This is a genomic window from Nitrosomonas sp. Nm51, from assembly GCF_900111165.1.
Taxonomy (GTDB): domain Bacteria; phylum Pseudomonadota; class Gammaproteobacteria; order Burkholderiales; family Nitrosomonadaceae; genus Nitrosomonas.
In genome coordinates this window covers 58,608-77,153 of sequence record NZ_FOGH01000011.1, presented here as the reverse complement: position 1 = coordinate 77,153, position 18,546 = coordinate 58,608, and the positions used below count along the sequence as shown (strand labels likewise).

Annotated in this window: 14 protein-coding genes; 4 read left to right on the top strand and 10 right to left on the bottom strand. The window is 44.6% G+C overall.

Annotated elements, in window-relative coordinates; translation table 11 throughout:
- The coding region (locus tag BMY60_RS06065; protein WP_177166600.1) for a transposase at positions 1–462 on the top strand (462 nt) is incomplete at its 5' end.
- Positions 463–796: 334 nt separating this feature from the next.
- Here BMY60_RS06065 and BMY60_RS06060 read toward each other — a convergent pair.
- The 9 genes from BMY60_RS06060 to BMY60_RS15990 form a co-directional block, all read right to left on the bottom strand.
- Positions 797–1,567, bottom strand: a complete 771-nt coding sequence (locus BMY60_RS06060; RefSeq protein WP_143057374.1) for an N-acyl amino acid synthase FeeM domain-containing protein — start codon at positions 1,565–1,567, stop codon at positions 797–799.
- A gap of 1,248 nt (positions 1,568–2,815) precedes the next feature.
- Entirely contained in the window at positions 2,816–7,954 is a 5,139-nt protein-coding gene (locus tag BMY60_RS06055) for a hybrid sensor histidine kinase/response regulator (RefSeq protein WP_090332156.1), read from the bottom strand.
- 297 nt (positions 7,955–8,251) lie between these two features.
- The gene (locus BMY60_RS06050; RefSeq protein ID WP_090332155.1) at positions 8,252–10,348 is read right to left on the bottom strand and encodes a methyl-accepting chemotaxis protein; all 2,097 of its coding nucleotides are present in this window, start codon (positions 10,346–10,348) and stop codon (positions 8,252–8,254) included.
- 151 nt (positions 10,349–10,499) lie between these two features.
- A complete protein-coding gene (locus tag BMY60_RS06045; protein ID WP_090332154.1) occupies positions 10,500–11,534 on the bottom strand; it encodes a quinone-dependent dihydroorotate dehydrogenase in 1,035 nt (344 codons plus the stop codon).
- A gap of 394 nt (positions 11,535–11,928) precedes the next feature.
- The gene (locus BMY60_RS06040) at positions 11,929–12,648 is read right to left on the bottom strand and encodes an arginyltransferase (RefSeq protein WP_256250714.1); all 720 of its coding nucleotides are present in this window, start codon (positions 12,646–12,648) and stop codon (positions 11,929–11,931) included.
- 4 nt (positions 12,649–12,652) lie between these two features.
- Positions 12,653–13,348 carry a leucyl/phenylalanyl-tRNA--protein transferase gene (gene aat / locus BMY60_RS06035; RefSeq protein WP_090332151.1) on the bottom strand — a complete coding sequence of 232 codons (696 nt, stop codon included), beginning with the start codon at positions 13,346–13,348 and terminating at the stop codon, positions 12,653–12,655.
- A 212-nt stretch (positions 13,349–13,560) separates the two neighbouring features.
- The gene (locus BMY60_RS16605) at positions 13,561–13,989 is read right to left on the bottom strand and encodes an ISAs1 family transposase (RefSeq protein WP_371264193.1); all 429 of its coding nucleotides are present in this window, start codon (positions 13,987–13,989) and stop codon (positions 13,561–13,563) included.
- Positions 13,990–14,163: 174 nt separating this feature from the next.
- Positions 14,164–14,625, bottom strand: a complete 462-nt coding sequence (locus BMY60_RS15995) for a transposase family protein (protein ID WP_218141645.1) — start codon at positions 14,623–14,625, stop codon at positions 14,164–14,166.
- Positions 14,600–15,124 (bottom strand): Druantia anti-phage system protein DruA, encoded by a 525-nt coding sequence (locus BMY60_RS15990; RefSeq protein ID WP_218141644.1) that lies wholly within the window; start codon positions 15,122–15,124, stop codon positions 14,600–14,602. Before BMY60_RS15990 ends, BMY60_RS15995 begins: the two co-directional genes overlap by 26 nt.
- 587 nt (positions 15,125–15,711) lie before the next feature.
- On the opposite strand from BMY60_RS15990, the gene BMY60_RS06015 reads away from it, so the two are divergent.
- The gene (locus tag BMY60_RS06015; RefSeq protein ID WP_177166599.1) at positions 15,712–16,356 is read left to right on the top strand and encodes a PEP-CTERM sorting domain-containing protein; all 645 of its coding nucleotides are present in this window, start codon (positions 15,712–15,714) and stop codon (positions 16,354–16,356) included.
- Between the two features lie 184 nt (positions 16,357–16,540).
- Here the strand turns inward: BMY60_RS06015 and BMY60_RS06010 are convergent, their stop codons facing one another.
- A complete protein-coding gene (locus BMY60_RS06010; RefSeq protein WP_090332146.1) occupies positions 16,541–17,377 on the bottom strand; it encodes an SDR family oxidoreductase in 837 nt (278 codons plus the stop codon).
- A gap of 130 nt (positions 17,378–17,507) precedes the next feature.
- Between BMY60_RS06010 and BMY60_RS06005 the strand changes: the two genes are divergently transcribed.
- On the top strand, positions 17,508–17,888 hold the full coding sequence (locus tag BMY60_RS06005) for a DUF6164 family protein (protein ID WP_090332145.1): 381 nt from the start codon (positions 17,508–17,510) through the stop codon (positions 17,886–17,888).
- Positions 17,889–17,951: 63 nt separating this feature from the next.
- A complete protein-coding gene (locus BMY60_RS06000) occupies positions 17,952–18,476 on the top strand; it encodes a cytochrome P460 family protein (RefSeq protein ID WP_090332143.1) in 525 nt (174 codons plus the stop codon).
- Positions 18,477–18,546: the final 70 nt, after the last annotated feature.

The following is an 18,546-nucleotide window of genomic DNA, read 5'->3' as shown; positions in this document are numbered from 1 at the left end:
TACGATCACATCTGCATGTTGAAAACACTCAAATGTGCCGTGCGTGTCGTCTGGGCCTACCGAAAATCACAATGGGTTGCATTCTTTACCACTGACCTTGATCTCACCGTCGAACAGATCATCGAATACTATGGCGCTCGCTGGAAAATCGAGGCCGGTTTCAAAGAGATCAAGCAGGAAATTGGAAGCATAAAAAGCCAAACCCGAACGCCGCATGCCGTTATGAATCACCTCAGCTTCTGCATGATGGCCACCACTATCACCTGGATATACGCAGATCGCCTTGATAAAACACCGCAGCGTTGTTACGCTGTTAACAATCGAAGTCACTTCGCCTTCTCCGATGTTAGAAAACTGATTACTCAGGCCGCATTCGATAAAGATTTTGTTACCTTTTGCCCCAAGCCAGGCAAACCCGAACAAAATTCTCTCATCAAAGCATTATTGCGGATGGTCGCATAGGGAAAAAAGGGAAACTTCAGAAATAAAAGCAGTGCGTTCACAGTCGTTTTTGCCATGCCCGTTTATACGTTACCCGGCCATCACGGTGACACTCTTCGCCTATAATTACTGAAACAGAGTATTCGGTCTGACAATTTTATTCATTTAGCCGGAGAATATCCGCTTGATACAAAACCGGCCACTTCAATCGCGAAACTGTCGGAAAACCGCCTTTTCGAGAAAAATAGAAATTTCAAGCAATTGATTAATAGTAAGTTTATAATTGCAGAATTACTCCTTTGACTATTTTCCGGCACCCCATCAGTAATACTGAAGAAACTACCAGTTCAGATAGTTATGCACACACAACAAATTCACGCGGAAGCCTATCAAAAATTATTTCTTCAATCTTGTTTGATGAAAAATAAGAATAAATTGATTTTTTTGTATTAATGTGCAAATCACAATCAACAGATGTTTGTGATTGTATGTAGCCTAGCTCCAAATGCAGCAGAACTGCCGGGGCATCAACACGCGCACATGTTCGTTCTTCGCCGATTTGACGGAATCCAAACATACGCTTGTGCGGAGCAGCATGACGAGGATTAACCTCACAAAAAAAATCAGTTGCTTGGTAAACTTTGCGCGCATGAACATAGGCTATCTGAAAAAGCGATGCAATCATCTCCTTTGAGCTGTATTGCGGATCAAGAGCAAATTTCGATAATTCGCATATATTTCTGTCTTTCTCCCGGAAACCATCAAGCTCATTTTGATACAGCGCGTCAGCCAGCAAGCCGTTTGATGAGTCATTTCTTAACGTAACTGCACCAACGATCATTTCTCCTATAACAACGACAAATGTAATCTGCCGTGAACTGGCTAAGTCAATTGAAATGTTTTGCGTTTGATAGCCACGCAATGCGTACATTTGCTTGACAAATTCTTTTGCTTTAGAGCATTGCTGTTGATTTTGGACAAAATGTATGTCATACCCCTCATTTTTCTGTAAAACATACGTATCATCTTCTGGCACGTCGTCTATTATTTCGTCTTTTGCAGAACTGTAAAATGCTGAATTACCACTAGATATTGATCCTAAGTGTGACTTGTCTATGTTAAACATTCTATATTTAAACCTGTTCAGAAAATTAGTTTACGAAACGGAATAAGAAAAACACTCAGATCAATCAAGCATAAGCATCTCGTAGCCAATCAGAATAATGTTGTGTGATTTTTCACAGCGTTCTAACCATGGATTCAGAGAAAATAATGCTTGATTTATCTAAGTTGTGCGTTTTCTAACGAAGAAAAGAGCTATTTCAATTGAATAAAACTACTAAAAAGAGCGGTCACGCTTTTTACAAGACGTTATTAATAACCATTCACTATAGTCAAGCAAATTCCATGCCAATATTATATATGATTTTTATCAATGAGTTACACCCATAAATTAATAACACGCAACCAAATTGTCGCCAATTAAATTAAAAAATTATAAAAAAACACTATCATGCTGTTTATAAACAGTTATCTTTGTCTCACAGAGGCGACACAAGCTGCGGTAATAGTCATAGCGAATCTCAATTTTGTTTTATCAATCCACTGATTCACTAATGACTGAAAGTCATCAATTTTTGTCTGAGTGCCGTTAGATATGGCAATATAACGTCGCTGGGTATATTAACGCTTGTTGGACAGAGAAATAGCCCAAGCCCAAAAACGCTGCCACCAATAACGTTTTTGCAATTCCGGAAACTCTTGCTATATCTTACGTGAAGAACGACCGTTAACGCTTTGCATGAAATAGCTTACGGTTAAATGGACAGTGTCTCTACAAGCCTGTGTATATGGTTGATTGGCAATAACACCGCTGACATTATCACACGCAATTGTAAGCATCCAGTCCGACCATCTATAACTTAGAATCTGATCTGTTTATCCTCGGGTATTTTCAAAGGAGAATGAGCGATGACTACACAGGAACAACAGTTGCGTCATATGCAGGGCGTGGCAATCGAGCGGATTGTCGCAGACGGCTTGTTGTCGTGAGCATGATTTGAACAGCAAGAGGGTGGCGCGGCTCGCAGGGGCTTGCCCAGAGAACACGGCCTTGTCTATTTTTCATGAAGTGCGCTGAGGGCGCAGCCCTAAGCTGGTCTTATGCAATCTTGTACCTTGAGTCGGAAATTGATGGACATTTTTCTAACTTAGACTACAGAAGTATTTCCTTGCAAATTAAAAATATAAATTTTAATATGCAAGGATGATAAAGCGCAGTCAGTGTCAGTATCTATCAGAACAGTCATACAGGCTTTGAAGCGGCTTTCCGCTGCGCTGTAGCCCCCCTTACCATAACACATGACGCCCCCTCCTAGGAATTTTTAGGTATATAGTGGGAGATGTGGTTCAATAGATCGTCTTCTTTATACGGTTTGCCCATGAATTCGTTGGCACCCAGTTCCAAAGCCATTTTTCTGTGTTTCTCCGCTGTCCGTGAAGTGATGACGATAATGGGTATTTGCGCAGTATCGGGATTGCTCCGAACCCGCTGGATGAATTCAAAGCCGTTCATTTTGGGCATTTCAAGATCGGCAAAAATAATATCTGGCTTGATATCCGAGATCGTTTCAATGGCTTCTAGGCCTTGCTTGGCGGTTAAAACATTGTAACCTTCATGTTCCAGCAAGCGGCTCGTTACCTTTCGCACTGTCAGGGAATCATCGACAACCAGGACAGTCGCCGCAGGTTTCTCTCTCTCGGTTGACCGGCTAATAATGTCTGAAACTGGCGTTTGCAAGATCTGCTGCACGTCCTGGCGGCACAACAATTTAAGTGGGTTGAAAATAAGTGCCGGTTTTCCTTCGCCTGTGACAGTTGCGCCCTCGACGCCTGGCGCATGCATAATCTGTGATCCGATTTTTTTTACTATAACTTCTCGCTTGCCAATAAATTCATCAATATGTATGGCTAACCGTAAACCACCGCTACGCAGTAACAGGACATGATTATGCCTTTTTGTTTCGAATTGTTTGTCCAGGTATCCCAGATAGAAGGGAAAATAGGTAAACGGATAGATGCTTCCATCATAGCGCAGCCGTCTTTCCCGATACGCTTCTTGCAGTGCCTCGACATTTAGTTCCTGAGCCTGCACAACAACTGTCGCGGGTATTGCATATATCTGGTTTCCGGAAGACACGACCAGTGTTTGTATCGCTGCAAGCATTAATGGCAGCCGGATATGAAAAACGGTTTCCCTGTTTTTTTTCGAACTGACAGTAATTTGGCCACCCAGTCCGGATATGTCATTTTGTACGATATCCATCCCAATACCTCTGCCAGCAGTGTCAGTTGCATGATCCTGAGTAGTCAGGCCTGGCGCAAAAATCAATGCGGCAATTTGCTCGTCATCCAGCATTTCATTTTCGTTAATCAGGCCCTGCTTTATTGCTGCTTTACGAATATTGTCTAGATCAAGTCCACAGCCATCGTCGCGAATCGTAATAACGATTTCGTTGTTACTCTGTTGTAAATCCATAAAAATATGACCGGCTTCCGGTTTTCCGGACAGAATGCGCTGGTCGCTTTTTTCAATACCGTGCGCGACTGCATTTCGCAGGATATGTTCAAGAGAGGCGCTCATTTTTTCCAAAACACTGCGATCAATTTCAGTTGCCTCCCCTTCGATTTGCAGACTGGCCTTTTTACCAAGATCATTTGCCGCTTTTCTGATAACGCGATAATAGCGTTCTGAAATACTGCCAAATGGTACAGTACGAATCCGTATCAATTCCTGTTGCAGTTGATGGTTAATGGCTGCCTGCTGTGCCGTGGCTTCGACCGCAGCAGTATGCGCCATATTGAGATTTTTCTGTACAGTCATGACATCATCGATACTTTCAGCCATGAGCCGGGTTAGTTCCTGAAGGCGGGTGAAACGATCGAGTTCAAGCGGATCGAAAGATTCATCATTGTTGTGTTGCTGCACAGCTTGTGCGGACATTTGCGTTTCCGCCTGGATTTCGATTTCACGTAATTGTCCGTGCAGACGGTCGATACTTTCAGTCAAATCCTGAAGTGATTGTTTGAAATAATTCAGTTGCGTTTCAATTTTGCTGCGAATGATGCTGGCTTCACCTGAGTCGTTGACAAGCCGGTCAATCAATTCGGTTTGTATACGTAACACGTTGATTGGTTGATGGGCTTCTTCAAATTTCGTTTCTGGCGAAGTAATATAGTCCTGTGTAACTGAACTTGCTGGTGACTGCAACTCCGATTTGTTCGTTAATGCGGCAGAAGAATCGGGTATCGCCGCATCTGTGGTATCCTGTGTTTGATCAGCAGTTCCTTTTGATTGCAACCGTTCTATCGTTTCACATATCTGATCGAACTGGTATTCAACTGTTTCAATGGCGCGAATTGAAACAACCGGGCTGTTGTAAGCTCGTTCAACTTCTTCCTCTGTAGCATGAATCAGTTCGCCAAGTTGCTGTGCGCCTATCATGTGCGCGCTTCCTTTCAACGTATGCAATAACCTGAGAAGACTGATGCGGATATCCTCATCCTGCGGCAAAATACGCCAGGCACGCAGTTTTGTACTGATCTGCGGTATTGTGTCTTTAGCCTCCTCAAGAAAGGTTTGCAGCAATTCGATGCTAACAGCGTCCAACGTATCTTCCGCAATTTCTTGTGGAGCATCGTTGTCCCGAGATGTTTCGTCTTGGATGGCGGGTGGCGTTTTTTTGAGTCTGTACTCGTTCAGATTGATAGGTTCAGAACGCTCGGAATGCTTTAGGATAGTAGATTCTTTGCTTCGCGTCTGTTGTTTGGCAATTTCCAGCGTTAAAAAATGGGCTAGTTGTAAATCAGTATCATCAGGAAGTTGCTGCTGAAGGACCTTATGCAACAATTCACTAATTTGTTGAATGCAATTCTGTATCAGATGCGCATCGGATTCACCCAGAGGCGCGTCCGCTTCCCTCAATCGCGTTAGCCATTCTTCAAGTTTGCTGCAAAGATCGGCGATAAAATCCAGTTTTATAGCGCGGGAAGTACTAGCCAAGGTATGTGCCGCAAGTGTAAATGGCTGATTGATTTTTGCCGGATGCGTATCCAGTAAGGTTTTCAATTCCATCTCAAGGGTTGCCAGGTGCTGTTTTGACTCAATGGTAAATATTTCAAAAAGATCAACAGGAATTGCAATGCCGCCAATTGAAATAGTATCTTGATGCATGCTGCCGCTTTCCAGGCTGATTTTCGCCGATTTCAGTCCGGGTCTGGAGCCGCGCATTTTTTCTTCACCAGCATCCAGCTGGTTGATAAGCGCATGTAATTGATCTAATTGAATTTCCGCTTCGCCAGTAGTTTTAAGGCTGCTGCACCAACTGGTGAATGCTGAATGTGCTGCCTGCATCAGGCTGAGCAATCCGTCAGTAATTTGTTTTTTTTCATTGAGCCAGTGATTCAGCGTTTTTTCCATAGTCCAGGCGGCATCACTGAAAAATTCCAGTTTGACCATGCGGCCGCTGCCTTTCAATGTATGGAAATTACGACGAATTGCAGTGAGCGACTTCATATCCGACTTGTCAGATTGACAGTTTTGTATACATTCAGTGATTTCAGCCAGAATTTCGTCTGCCTCTTCAAGAAAAATGTTCAGTAATTCAGGATCAACACCGGAGTCAATTTTTTTATCGAAACCAGGATAAACATCCGGAATGATTTCAGATCCCATGATATCCGTTTCTTCATTATCAGATTCGGCTGCCAAAGCATCGGCTGTGGACGATTCGGCGGTTTTTTGATTAACAGAATTTTCAAAAACCGCTATGGCTGCTTCTATGACACTCTGGTTTGCGTTAGGATTATTTTTATATGCTTCCAAGAAAAAACTCAGGCTGCTTAATCCATCGACAAGCAAGTTTTGGTCATTGTGCGTCAATACGTAGTCGGGTTCCGAAAATTTTTTTACCTGATTGAGACACAGACTTAATAAATAATGGGCGCGCTTCAATTCCATTATGTCAAGTACGCCGGCAGTCTGGTTAAATAATGCAATAACGCTAGACAAAGATTCGCGTTCATCTGGCGCTTGAAAAAATTGTTCCAGTATTTTTTCTGTCTGTTGAAGGTTGGCAAGTACCTCCTGCACGGTTTGTGCCTGTAATTGTTTTTTTCGTGCCGGGTTTTTGATTTCACTTAGGGATGGACCGGCGTTAAGCGCGGCATCAGCTTCACCGATTGTAGCCATACTTTTCAAACGTGTAGAGATAGATTCGGTCTGCGCCGACAGATCACTTGGCAACACGTTATAATTTTCGACGATGCTTTCAAGATGAAGAAGCGCAGTTGCGATTTCCATCGTCGCTTGTTCGTTTACCGCTGTTGAAAACGATTGCTGGACATGTAATAGCCGCGCCGCCTGGTCGATGGCGTCGATTAACTGTTGCGCCGGCATGCACTGAAGACGGCTCGACAGTTCACGCATGTGCGCCATGTCGTTCAAGAATGCCGTTAAATCGTTATGTTTGCCAGAACAAAATGCCTGCCAGTTTTCATTGGCCTGCTTTATTATTTCACGGATATCATGAAGATTGTCCTGCGGCGAAGTTAAACGGTCTGATTCAGCCGCGCCGGTATCTGTGGGCGATGGCAGTGAATAAGCTTTGCGGATTGCTTCAATTTGTTCGCTGGCTGGTGAGTGCTGGCATTTGGTCAAGCGGTAAAGTAATTCCCGTCTGAGTTGAGCCGTGTTCTGAGATGAATTTTCGGCGGAATGCCGCAATATCTGTTCTATTTTGCCGCATAACTTACGGTCTGAAAGTTCGACATCTGATTCCCGAGATGCAAGATTTTCCAAAAAACCGGCAGCAATCCACCAGAATATACGCTGTTCAGTCGACCCTGGTAACTGCTCAACCTCAGTAAGTGCATGATGCATTTTTTTGAGATTCTCATTAACCGAGATATTTTTTAACAATTGTACCAGGCCCGTCCGGTATTCCGCGCAGGCACGTTTGGCCAGTAATTTAAGTTGTCTGGGATTACTTTCATTAATAACAGGTTTAAGTGGCGGATCTTCAGTAAGCGCAGGAAAAAACAAATCCAGTTCTGAAACCTGTTGATATCCTAAGCGGTGCATTAAACCTTGGTAAGCTGGAAACAACCGGGCCGGGTTTTCTTTCGCGCCATCGATCAGTCTATCCAGATATTCGAGAATTGCATTAATGGCGCGTTTAATTACATCGATAGCTGCCTGAGTGGCGTCACTTCGCGGTGCAATCAAGTCGGTTGTCAATTGCTCGATTTTTTCGGTTATGACTGTAATGCTTTTTAATTCGAGTACCTGAAAAAGCCCATCCAGTTGATGAATATATGTGCGGCAAGTTTCAATCAGTTGTGTATCACCCGGATTGCTGCTGTAAGCGTCAAGGTTTTCTTGAATAAGCGCAAATAATTCATGAATATTTTCCTTGATTCCCGCGATAGAAGAAATGTCAAGCCTGGTTTGCATATTCGTTGATAAGCGTAAAGTCTGGGGGTATTAACAATTAGTGAACTGTTGCTGCCGATACCCATTTTAGTCCTCAGCAAGGCAGTGTGAGCGAGGCGTAGTCACGCTACATGAGCGCATGATAACGCAGCGAAGGACTGAAATGGGCTCAGGGTCCTATGGGCCGCTCCTGAAATGGCGCCATGCCGCGTTATTCGCCGCTTATTTGGAATAACCAAGCGGCGCTTCCCATGCCTTGCCTGGCACAATTTCAGGAACAACAGAAATAATTCACAATTGTTAACGTCCCCCTAGCAATTAGATTTTAAAATTAGCCACCGACACTTTGAGTTCAGTAACGAACCCTGAAATTTGCTTAATCGAAGCCGTTGTCTGCTGAGTACTATCCGTTGCCTGGCGGGTAACAAGCAGTATTTCCTCCATATTTTCAATTACCTGTTTTGCCGCTTGAGTCTGGGTATGGGTAGTCGTGTAAATCTGGGCAACATGATCAGCAAGACGTTTGGATACCGCTTCAATTTCTTCGAGTGCTTTTCCTGCGATATTTGATTTTTGCGCACCTTTGATAACTTCTCTTGTGCTTCTCTCCATCGCGGCAATAGTATCGTAAGTATCATTTTGAATCATTTTAATGAGTCGACTGATTTGTTTGCCGGCTTGCACCGAGCGTTCCGCGAGACGCTGGACTTCCTGTGCAATCGTGTTGAAACCGCGCCCCGCTTCACCTGCTGCCGTAGCCTGCAATGCTGCATTTAATGCAAGAATATTGGTTTGTTCTGTGATATCTGAAACCAATGCAATAATTTCGCCGATTTCCTGCGAGCTCTCCCCCAGGCGTTTAATGCGTTTTGATGTTTCTTGAATGTGTGTACGGATTTCCTCCATACCAGCAATCGATTCTTGCACAGCAATACCACCCTTTTCCGCAGTGGACAGCGATTGTTTGGCAACTTCCGCTGATTCGGTTGCAATATCTGAAACCTGATTGATAGATTCAGCCATGTCCAATACAGTAACGGTTGTTTCCTCGATTTTACGTGATTGCTGCTGTACAGCGGACAACAGCCTTGCAGAAATTTGCTGGGCCTGACCGGATGTATTAACCACTTGCGTACTGGCCTTATTGATCTGTTTGACCAGTGCATGCAGTTCCTCAATGGTAAAATTGACCGCATCGGCAATAACACCCGTTATGTCCTCAGTTACAGCTGTGCGGACAGTAAGATCGCCTTCCGCCATTTTCTTCATATCGTCGAGCAGATTCAACATGGCTGCCTGCGTATCGTCCATCTTGTATTTCGCGACTTCCGGCACAGATGATTTTTTCTGGCCAAATGTATAAGCGAGTATGCACAGCGACAGTGCGGTAATAGCCGCCAGTCCATAGTGTAATTTTGCCGACGAATCGGCCGTGTCTGTATCTTCAATTTGCAGCGCTTTATCCAAAGTTACGATGCTGTTGAAAATGATATCACTCTTTTGAATAATTTCATTGGCGGCAGCCCTGGCGGTCATTACATCTGAAATCTCAGTTTGAATCGTATTGATATTATTGTCAATTTCTAAAAAATACGTTTCGATCGTCGGCAGCAATTTCTGCACATCCGGGTCATCGATCGCCGAAAGATTCAATATGTCGTGCCCATGATTGAATGCTTGCAGAATGGCAAAAAACTGTTTGCGGTCATGTGCCAGCTGTTTTTTTATTTCCGGTACCGGAAGCTTGCTTGATAGCATCACATTAACGCTGCGTGTTACATTCTGGGTCAATGTGCGCATGGTTGTCAGGGCGCCGAGCGTTCCGGGTGAATCAGCGGTTTGACTGAGCCGGTCAATCAGCAGGTCGAGTTTCTGGTTAAGTTCAGCGCTGGTTGTATTGATATCGCTAACAGCCTTACCAAGATTAACAAGCGTGTGTTGATGATTGAGAATCAGGTGAATTTTCTTTTCTTCAGGTTGCCACTTTTGAATCAAATCTTCAAGGTGGTCAAGTAAATCTGATTGCGTAATGGCCGATACATCAAAATGACGAAAACCGCCGCCAACTGTTAGCAGAGCAAGATACTGATTGATTCTTCTATAACTCTCGCCGAGTTGTGCGAAAGCATTCTTTTGACCGGAAAATATAAGCTGAAGCATTGTAGACAGGCGCAACGTATGTGTTTGCATCCGTGCGGTAATTTCAAGTTTTACTGTATTTTCACGTGTTTGCTCCAAATTGTAAGCAAGCACAACGATGAGTGATAATGCAGATAAAACAAATGCGCTGCCTGAATAAATTGTGGTTTTTGAAAAACCGGCATGGTTGCTATTTTTTACCGGTGCGGTATCGGGCAGCTTTGTTTTCTTCTCTGACTTGAAAATTGATTTGAATTTTGAAAAAATTCCCGTCATCGATTTCTCCAATGATCTGCTGAGTTCGTTTTGGTAACAGTCAAATTTACCCCGATACGCTATTGTATCGATATACACATGACGACACCCCTAATTAAACAGGTATTGCCGGCTTTCTCCGGAAATAGCGTGTTTTAATAAATTTGGCAAATCATGATCGCTCGGTGGGATTCTGGTTAATACAGATTGCATCTGCAATGCGCGTTATCAGACCAGGCCCCTGGTAAATCAGGCCGCTGTAGATTTGTATCAAGCTGGCGCCGGCATCTATTTTTTTCTTGGCATCTTGCGCTGACATGACACCGCCGACGCCGATAATGGGAATACTGTTCTGTAGAAAATGCCGCAGCTGTATAACAACTTCTGTGGCTTTTTCGGTCAACGGCGCACCGCTCAGGCCGCCGGCTTCCTGTGAGATTGCCAAATGTTCGATGCCCTGTCGGGACAGCGTAGTATTGGTTGCGATGACGCCGTCAATCTTGTGTCTCATCAGCAACTGGGCAATTGACGCTATTTGTGGCTGTTCCAGATCGGGCGCAATTTTTACAAGCAGCGGTACATATTTGCCATGCGCCTGACTCTGAGACAGTTGTTCTAATTTTAGTGTGGAAAGAAGCGTATCCAGTGCGTCCGTTGCCTGTAACTGCCGCAGGTTCTGGGTATTGGGCGAAGAAATGTTAATTGTAATATAACTGGCGTAACCATAAGCTTTTGACAGGCAAATCCGGTAATCCTCCACAGCATGTTCGTTGGGTGTATCGAAATTCTTGCCGATATTGATTCCCAGTATGCCCGTATAGTTTGAACGACTGATGTTCTCAATTAACCGGTCAATGCCATCATTGTTAAAACCCAGACGGTTAATAATGGCTTTAGCCTGCGGTACCCGGAAAAGGCGCGGCGCAGGATTGCCGGGCTGCGGGCGCGGCGTGACGGTGCCAACTTCTAGAAAACCGAAACCCAGCGCAGCCAGCGCATCCAGATATTCTCCATTCTTATCCAGGCCGGCTGCGAGGCCGACCGGATTGGGAAAGGTTATCCCCATTACATGTCGCTCCGGACAGTCAATAACCTGCCGCTTGAGTAAACCGAGTCTGTGCGCTTTTTCAATTGCGCTTAAAGTAACATAATGAGCCGTCTCAGGCTTCAGCTGGAAGAGTAATCGGCGCAAAAATAAGTAGAGCATCCATCGGTTCCGCAGAGTGGTTATTTGTGTTTCATCAGTGCAGCGCGCAATTATTAGGCAGTGTATGTTGTTAGGAGCCGGGCTGATCCCGTTATACCGGAATTCATCTGCAGCAACCCGGCCCCGTACTCTATCCGTATGCTATTGCCGGGTCAGTGCGCCTGCAGTGTATATGGCAAGGCATGCCTTGCAGGAAACGGCTGTTCTACTGTCAAAAGACACAGCACCGCGGCAGCCTACGGATGCTGAAAGGCGTGCCTGCAAAGTGTTGCCATGATATCCTGCAACCGCGTGAAAATACTTGAAAAGGAAACAACCCTTTCCTGCGTACTGTGCCTTTCTGCATAACACCACGGTAGCGCTGTACCTGGCAATATCATATGTAAGGTCAGTATTATAAGCTGTCGGCAATCTGTTCAAAAGGTATCCATTCACCATCTATCAAAATTTCCAAAGGCTGAAAACTGGTTTTGTAATTCATTTTGTTATGTTCTTTGATCCAATAGCCCAGGTATAAATGCGGCAAACCCAGTGCCCGGCATTGTTGAATCTGCCATAAAATACTGTATGTGCCATAACTGGCTTGCGGGACGTCAGGGTCATAAAAAGTGTATACCGAGGACAGTCCTTCCGGTAGCATATCAACAAAACTGACGATACGCAGCCGTCCCATGTCATAGAATGTGATCAGCCTGGAATTGACATTGCTTTGCAACAGGAAATTCCGGTATTGTTCGCGCTTGTCATGATCCGTGTTGCCGTCTACATGGCGTTTGCGCTGATAACGCTGATAAAGTAAAAAATGCTCTTTTTTGAAGTGCAGTTGATGCTGCCGGGAAGTCATAATAAGATGGTGCTTTTTCCAGCATCTGCGTTGTGAGCGGCTGGGTTTGAATGCGTCCACTTTAATGCGAACCGACTGACAAGCTTGACATTGGCCGCATTGAGGGCGGTAAACAAAATGACCGCTACGGCGATACCCTTGTTCCAATAACCGGCCGTATAAGGCTGAATCGATTCGATACTCGGATGCAACAACTTCTGATCGCGCCATTTTATCGGAAAGGTAACCGCACGGATATGGGTGCGTTGTATGATACTTGAGTGTCTTCATTGAATCATTCATCCATGTGACTGAAATCCCATTTCTCTACCGACGCCTTTTTCTCGGCCCAAGTGCTAAGTATCTGACTGAATTCAGCTCTTGGAATTTCACGTGCACCCAGCGAAGCAAGATGCGCCGTTCTGACCTGACAATCAATTAAAACATAATTCCAGTACATTAACTGCCTGACTAGGTAAACAAATGCGATTTTAGATGCATCCGGCGTACGGGAAAACATTGATTCGCCAAAAAACACCTTCCCCATTGCCAGGCCATAGAGACCGCCGGCCAGTTCCCCGTTGATCCAGGTTTCCACCGAGTGCGCCAATCCGATTTCATGCAGGACGGTATAGGCCGAGACCATTTCAGGATGAATCCATGTGCCGGACTGGTTTCTTCGTGGTGCGGCACAGGCCTGCATGACTTCCGAAAAGTGACTGTCACCGCGAACATGGTAGTTGTTTTTTTTGATGGATTTTCGTAATGAACGGGATACTTTTAATTCATTGGGAAACAATACCATGCGGGGATCCGGACTCCACCAAAGCACCGGTTCATCTTCATTAAACCATGGAAAAATACCACTTTGATACGCATCGATCAGTCGTTTTGGCGACAGATCGCCACCAACGGCCAGCAAGCCATTGGGCTCTGATAACGCTTCTTCCAAAGGTGGAAACGAAGAGTCAGGAGATATTAAATGCACCATACAATCTCAAACTAGAGTGTTGATACCGGTTTATAATCGGCCAGGGTAAAACAGAGCGCAGGATACTACGCATCTGTGGATAAGTCGACCAGACTGAGTTGGTTGCGCCTCCTTTTGGTATTGTCAAATTGGTTGTCATTGATTACGGACTGACCGGGTTTTCCCCACGGCAAATGTGTTCTAACGCGATTTTGCCGAATTTTTGGTTATTTTCAAATAATCAAACACATTCGCACATTCATCGATAACTTTCTCATTGTCTGCGCAACACCCTTTAAACTGGTTGCTTTGATAACGCCAATAACAAAACGCCGCAGGCGAGTAATATTTTCAGGGCCATACCCGGCACGGATACGGCATCTGTCTTCATCAAAGCACCAGTCCAGGATGTAATGACAGCTATTCTCAATGCACCAGTGTCCCCGATTTATCTCCAATATTATTGCGGCAGAGGCATCAAGTTCAGCCTGGCTGGTAATGCCGTATACCAATTCCCGTGAGATATTTTTTGTCTTCTTTTCAATTGATTCCCGTTCAATAGCAAATGCCTGTCCGACATAGGGGAAGTCCAGATAGTTGTTGAGTGTGCCGGTTACCCGGATTTTACGGGTTTCTATACGCCCGCGCCCGTAGTTGGATATTGTGGCATCAGGTGTTGGCTTTGACGGTGAAATGATAGTGCGCCTGCTTGCTTTCTACCGGATAACTGGCAAATTGACACTGTGTAAGCAGTGCGTCTGCAGTAATGACAACACCATCAATATCAAGTGGATCAAGTAGCGGTGCAGCTATTTTAATTTCATTGGTTTGTTTGGCTACAGTGCAGTTGCCTGCATTGCATTTTTCGACTTTTTTTGGGCGTGACAATTAAGTGTATTGTGCCCGATGGCGCTCACGATATGAATCCGTCTGCCTTCGCTGTCTATCGCGCTACGCATGGTTTTGCCATCTATCGACAGACTTTCATCGACAGCGCTGTATTGCCCGCTCCAATGCCTCAATGCGTGATCCAGTGCGTCCTGCTCAACTCTGACCAGCGTGTCACAAATGATATATTCACCGGGAACATGATAACGTTCCTGTTTATAGTAACACTGGAAGCGGGCGCGGGCATCCTGGCTGAGCGATTGCGCCCATTCGGCGATACCTTTATAACCCACCCGGCCACAGAGAATGGCACCCGTGGCAATGGCCGGTATCGTATCTAACCGATGGCGCCTGCCCTGTGTGCGGCGTGGATCAGGAATGGAGTTAAAGAAAGCAGGCAGTGCATTCATTTGATTGGCTGTTAGCATGAGCTTTGGTGTTGTGCATTGATAAACTGGTTTTAAATGCGATCCAGTTGGCCGCCCTGTAAATCGTGCCATGGAAGTGTTGTGGGTCAACGAAGGTTTCGAGTAGTAACAGTGGATGGTGAAAGTGTCGCACCCAATCAGCTTGAAGCCTTCTCTGGCACAGCGATAAAATACGGGTCGCCACATTTGGAATGTGCCATTGCGGCAGAATCAAGAATCGACTGTTATTGGTAACCAAATTTAATCGGTCAAATTGATGGCGATATCGCCAGCCTATCCATTGGTCACGTGGCGCACATTTTAGGGCCGCCGATGAAAAACCGAGCAACGCAATCCATTGCGTACGCCAGGTGGCAACATAATGCAGCGTTTCGCCAACTGGACGGACAGACCCAAGGTAATGATGACGCTGCATAAGTTTATGATAGTCTGCCTGTTCCTGCTGAGTAACAGGACGAACGACGATTTCTTTAAGCTGCAAAAGCTGATCTCAATCGGGTTTTGTTGAGGCTCCTTTATATCAATATCCGTTGGTTATGTTCAGCTTTATTTAAATGCACCCGTCCCTATTAGCTCTCAGGGTTAGAACAAATTTACCCTGGCATTATGGCTTTTGAGCGGACAACCGGGAAAACCACGGTTGGAATAAGCAAACCTCTCTATTTGCAAAAGCTCCAAGGTGGTTACCGGTTCCTGATGCTTCTTTGTCAGTTCGCCTGACTCCTCTTTCAGTCAGGGAAATAATGAACCTTGTATAGTCAGCCGATATTGTGATACGGCATCTCTTAACTTGCTCATTTATAGTTACTTTTAGATTGTTTTGAAACGCTGTTTTACCATTTATGAGCAAGTTCCTTTCTATTTTTGACTGTCTCAACCAATAATTCCCTCTATTTCTTTGAGTTTTGCAAGAGGCTCTAATGCCGAAATTTTTTACACATTTTTTTAGATTTAATCCTAATGCTTGTAAGCTATTGACAAATATATGAATTAATAAACAGGCACAATATTTGCTTCAATATTAAAAGGCAAATTAAGCCAAAAACATTAAGAACAAGGAGAAAATATATGTTTATAAAGGTACTTGTGTTAAAAGCTTTACTTCTAATTTCATTCAGTATTACAAGTGCGTTTGGATCGCCAATTTATCTTAACAACACAAATATCAGTGTTTCAGTTGGCGCAGGTACATCATCTGGCAGTTTCAACAATACATTTAGTGGCGGTAATACAATTGATAAAGTAATAGACGCCCCTTCTGCAACCGCTACTGAATTTCATAATCAAAGCACCCATATTTGGTTCACCGCTGGTAATGTAGGAGGCGGGTTAGAATTGCTTTTTAACTTCGGTCAAGAATATGACATCAGTACGTTACATTTTTGGAATTATACAGGTGAAGGTTTCGATGTGGACAACATTGATTTTACTTTCTTCAATAGCTCTAACGTACAAGTAGGAACTTTAGGTATTCAGCCTGCACTAGGTAGTTCGCCGGGAATACTAGCGCAGGATATCGTTCTGCCAGCACCTTTAAATGTTCAATTTGTTACCGCTTTTTTAACTGGCACTAATCGACAAGTTGATTTCCAAAATATTGGATTTACAGCAAAGGTGTCGACTCCTATGCCAGAACCTGGATTAATTAGTCTGTTAGCTCTTGGTTTGCTTGGAATGTTTGTTTCTAGACGCAGACTTAGGAATCGTTCATAAATAACTGTAACACCTGGATCGCATCTGGCGGGCACACCGCGGCGTTGTTTGCCGCCGCCACAGCTTGTTGTGCTATGACTCATCCTCCCGCCTTGCATTGCATCCCGCCGGACGCGCCCGATTGTCACACTTATTTATTCGCGGCTCCTAAAATACAGCTTGTTAAATGACTGCGCGCCGTTATTTAATGGTCCCCGCCGGATTTGGCAAGTAATGCATCTAGTGCGCGGGTGCTGAGAAAACGTTTAAGTGTGCCAAACAGGAAAGTAGGGAAAGTGACGTAATAGCGGGGATGCGGTTTCTTCGCTTCCAGTGCATGAATGACACGCCTGAGCACGGCCTCCGGCGGCAATGTAAAGGGCACGGCGGGACCCTTGGTATGCAGCCGCTTGAGCACTTTATGATAACGCTCGTGGTGAATGCTTTTTTCCACATCAACATATTTCAACAGCATTTTGACGGCGTTTTCCCGGAATCTGCTTTCAATTGGACCTGGTTCAATCAAGCTGACGAAAATATTACTGCCCGTTAATTCGAGACGCATGGTGTCACTTAATCCTTCGATAGCGTATTTGGTTGCATTATATGCACCCCGAAAAGGCAATGAAACAAAGCCCAGCACGGAACTGTTTTGTATGATGCGGCCATAACCCTGTTTGCGCATCACAGGTAGAATAAGATTTGTCAGTTCCTGCCAACCGAAAACATTGGTTTCGAATTGACCGCGCAGCGCTTCGCGGCTCAAATCTTCAATCGCGCCCGGCAGACCATATGCGCCATTGTTAAAAACTGCATATAACTCGCCATTTGTCAGCCGCATTACAGACTTAAATGCAAGGTTGATGGAATTTGAATCCGCCAGATCCAGCTGAAAGCTTTCCAGTCCTTCATTCAGCAGCATTTCAACACTTGCCGGTCTGCGTGCGGTAGCGAAAACACGATAACCGTGGTTATGCAGCGTCTTGGCAGCGCAATAGCCGATACCGCTTGAACAGCCCGTGATTAAAATCGTTTTTTTCATAACGTCAATATGATAGTGTAAATCTATTATTCATGACATGGCTTGACATTCAATCGAATGACCGCAAAGATAGCATCAATCCAAAAGAAAATCTTCGTTTTGAGTATGCGGGTGGACAACAGGTTTTTTAATGTCAAAAATATTTTTTAAGCTAAATGGCGTTCCAGATGATGAGGCGCATGATGTGCGTGCGTTGCTGAAAGACAATGCGATTGATTTTTTTGAAACATCGGGAGGAAACTGGGGTGTTTCCATGCCGGCCATCTGGTTAACAGATGCGGCTCAATTCAGTAAAGCGCGCGCGCTTCTGGATGAATACCAGAAAACGCGAACGATCCGAATGCGCGAAGAATATAACCGTTTAAAGAAAACCGGGAAACATAAAACATTTCTGGATACAATAAAAGAAAAGCCCGTTCTGTTTATCGTTTATTTGACGTTGACCGTACTGATAATCTATTTATCGGCGCAACTGGTGATTGACATGGGTAAAATAGGTTTGAAAGAATAGCAGTTTTATAAGGGTGGAGGGTAGTATTTTGTTTCGTATGACTATCAAGAAAAGGAGAAAACAATGAAAGGTGTTTTGAAAATACTTGCAGCGATACTCGCGATAACGCCTATTTACGCACATAGTGGCGGAGATCCTGAGTATGTGAAATTCCCGGAGGGCTATGAAAAAACCTTTACCAAATATGCCACGGTAAACCGCGCCAACCAAACTCAGGTTGCCAGATTGTATGCAAACGAAACAGCCATATCCAGTTATAAGGAAAATCAGGCAGGCGATTCAGGTTCTGTTGTAGTGATGGAGATATACAGCACAAAAACAGGTGAAGATGGGAAGCCGTTACCAGGTGACGATGGTATTTTCATCATTGATTCGCTGGGCGCTGTCGCTGTAATGGAAAACCGTGACAACTGGGATGAGGCCTACCCGGCTGAGAACCGCACGGGCAACTGGGGATTTGCAGTTTATAATCCGGACGGAACGGAAAAAAGCAATGACTTAAACTGCGTGCAATGCCACACCCCGTTATCAAATCAGGACTATCTGTTTACATATCAAAAGCTGGTTGATTTTGTGAAAAATCACTAAATTCCGTCTGATACTGTCAGTACGCTGAGAAACAGGTAGACAGGTAATGCAGCCGCAATTTTATTGGGTG